The following is a 2,631-nucleotide window of genomic DNA, read 5'->3' on the forward strand; positions in this document are numbered from 1 at the left end:
CGACCGCGGTCGCGGGCCTCGACGGGCCGACGATGCTGGCGCCGGCCGGCGGCCGGTCGGTGTACGTGAGCGAGACGGCCGGCGGCCGGGTGACCCGCGTGGACGTGGCGACCGGCGCCCGGTCGGTGGTGGTGGCGGGCCTGGACCAGCCGGAAGGGCTCGCCGTCGCGCCCGGCGGGGCGCTGGTGGTCGCCGAGGTCGGCCGCGCGCGGCTGGTGTCGCTCGACCCGCGCTCGGGCGCGCTCGCCACGCTCCGGGACGGCCTGCCGATCGGCTTCTGGCCGGTGCCGGACATCCCGCAGGTCTACATCCCGACCGGTGTCGCGGTGGGCCGGGACGGGGACGTCTACTTCACCTCCGACGTCACGGCCTCGCTCCACCGCCTGCGCGGCGCGCGGCTCGCCGGGGGCGGCGTCAGCTGACGGGCAGGCCCCGGTGGCCGTGGGTCATCGCGAGCCCGATGAACACGACCACGACCACGTTGGTGATCAGCAGGGTCGCGAGGAACAGCGCGGCCCGGTCGGTGGTCAGCGCCAGCGCGCCCAGGCCGGCGAGCGCCGCGACCCCGGCGGCGCAGGCGAAGGGCGCGGCCGTCCGGTGGACGTGCCGCCAGGTCTCGTCGTCGGCCCGGGACTGGCCGGTGCGCAGCCCGAAGAACGCGTTGCGGGGCAACTTCTCGTTGGCACCCAGGTAGGCCATCAGGAACAGGCACAACGCCGCCACCCCCTGAACGGCGAACAGCACCACCACCGCCAACCCCGGCACCTGTTCCGGCTGCTGCTGCGCGGCCGTGCCGAGGAACTGCACGAAGCTCACCCCGGCACCTCCTCTCTCTCGGTGTTTCCCCCGATACTCATGGTAACCGCACGGCGGGCCGCCCGCCGCGTGTTCCGAGGATCGCGCCCGGAGTCCGGGCGCGGTGGGGCCGGAAGCGGGGCCGTGGTGGGGCCGATCGGCTCAGCCCGTGGCGGCGACCACCAGCCGGTCGTCGTCGGCGTCGACGCGCACGTGGGAGCCGGGGACCAGGGAGCCGTCCAGCAGCATCCGCGACAGCCGGTTGTCGACCTGCTGCTGGATGGTGCGCCGCAGCGGGCGCGCGCCGAACTCGGGCTGGTGGCCGCGCCGGGCCAGCCAGTCGACCGCTTCGGGGGTGAACTCCAGCTCGATGTCCTGGGCGTGGGCCCGGCGCTTGGTGTGCTCCAGCAGCAGCTCGGTGATGCGGTGCAGCTGCTCGACCTCCAGCCGGCGGAAGACGATGATCTCGTCGACGCGGTTGAGGAACTCCGGCCGGAACGTCTCGCGCAGCCTCCGCATGAGCCGCTCGCGCAGCGGCTGGTCGGTGTCGCGCTCGTCGGCGGGCGAGAAGCCGAGCGCGCCCTGCGTGCTGGAGGTGATCAGGTCCGAGCCGATGTTGCTGGTCATGATCACGACGGTGTTGGTGAAGTTCACCGTGCGGCCCCGGCCGTCGGTGAGCCTGCCGTCGTCGAGCACCTGGAGCAGGACGTTGAACACGTCCGGGTGGGCCTTCTCGATCTCGTCGAGCAGGACCACGGAGTAGGGCTGCCTGCGGACGGCCTCGGTGAGCTGCCCGGCGTCCTCGTAGCCGACGTAGCCGGGCGGTGAGCCGACGAGCCTGCTGACCGTGTGCCGCTCGCCGTACTCGCTCATGTCCAGGCGGATCATGTGGTGCTCGTCGCCGAACAGGGCCTCGGCCAGGCTGCGGGCCAGCTCGGTCTTGCCCACGCCGGTCGGGCCGAGGAACAGGAAGCTGCCCGAGGGCCGACCCGGCTCCGCGAACCCGGCGCGGGAGCGCCGCACGGCCTCGGCCACCGCCTCCACCGCCTCGTCCTGGCCCACGACCCGGCCGTGCAGGTGCTCGTCGAGGTGCAGCAGGCGTTCGCGCTCCTCCTGGGTGAGCCGGTTGACGGGGATGCCCGTCAGCCTGGCGACGACCTCGGCGATGTCCTCGGTGACCACCTCCGGCACGTCGGCCGGCGGGCCGGCGGCGCGGGCGCGCTCGATGTCGCGCCGCACCTCGGCGATCGAGTCGCGCAGCCGGGCGGCCCGCTCGTAATCCTCCTCGCCGACCGCCTGGTCCCGGTCGCGCTGGAGCTGGTCCAGCCGGGACTGGAGGTCCCGCGCCCCGGCGCCGCCGCGGCTCGCGCGCAGCCGCACCCGCGCGCCCGCCTGGTCGACCAGGTCGATGGCCTTGTCCGGCAGGAACCGGTCGGTGAGGTAGCGGTCGGCGAGCGTCGCCGCCGCGTCCAGCGCCTCGTCGGCGAACCGGACCTGGTGGTGCGCCTCGTACCGGTCGCGCAGGCCGCGCAGGATCGCGACCGTGTCCGCCACGGTCGGCTCGGGCACCAGCACGGGCTGGAAGCGGCGTTCCAGCGCCGGGTCGGACTCGACGTCGCGGCGGTACTCGTCCAGCGTCGTCGCGCCGACGATGTGCAGCTCGCCCCGCGCCAGCGCCGGCTTGAGGATGTTGCCCGCGCTCATCGAGCCCTCTCCCCCACCCGCGCCGACGACGGTGTGCAGCTCGTCGATGAACACGACCAGCTCGTCCTGGCGCGCCCGGATCTCCTCCAGCAGCTACGTCATCCGCTCCTCGAAGACGCCCCGGTAGCGGGA

General features: G+C 74.2%; 2 protein-coding genes and 1 pseudogene. 1 reads left to right on the forward strand and 2 read right to left on the reverse strand.

The annotated features are described in order from the left end of the window. On the forward strand, window positions 1-422 hold a 422-nt coding region (locus tag ACFV4N_RS42605; protein ID WP_499678386.1), incomplete at its 5' end, for an NHL repeat-containing protein. On the opposite strand, the gene ACFV4N_RS42610 is transcribed toward ACFV4N_RS42605, so the two are convergent. Further along, window positions 415-816, reverse strand: coding sequence for an SdpI family protein (locus tag ACFV4N_RS42610; RefSeq protein ID WP_499678387.1), 402 nt, complete (start codon window positions 814-816; stop codon window positions 415-417). The genes ACFV4N_RS42605 and ACFV4N_RS42610 overlap by 8 nt on opposite strands. A 141-nt stretch (window positions 817-957) precedes the next feature. Next, window positions 958-2,631: pseudogene (locus ACFV4N_RS42615) on the reverse strand (ATP-dependent Clp protease ATP-binding subunit); the annotation flags it as partial.

This window comes from Actinosynnema sp. NPDC059797 (assembly GCF_042732085.1).
Classification (GTDB): domain Bacteria; phylum Actinomycetota; class Actinomycetes; order Mycobacteriales; family Pseudonocardiaceae; genus Actinosynnema.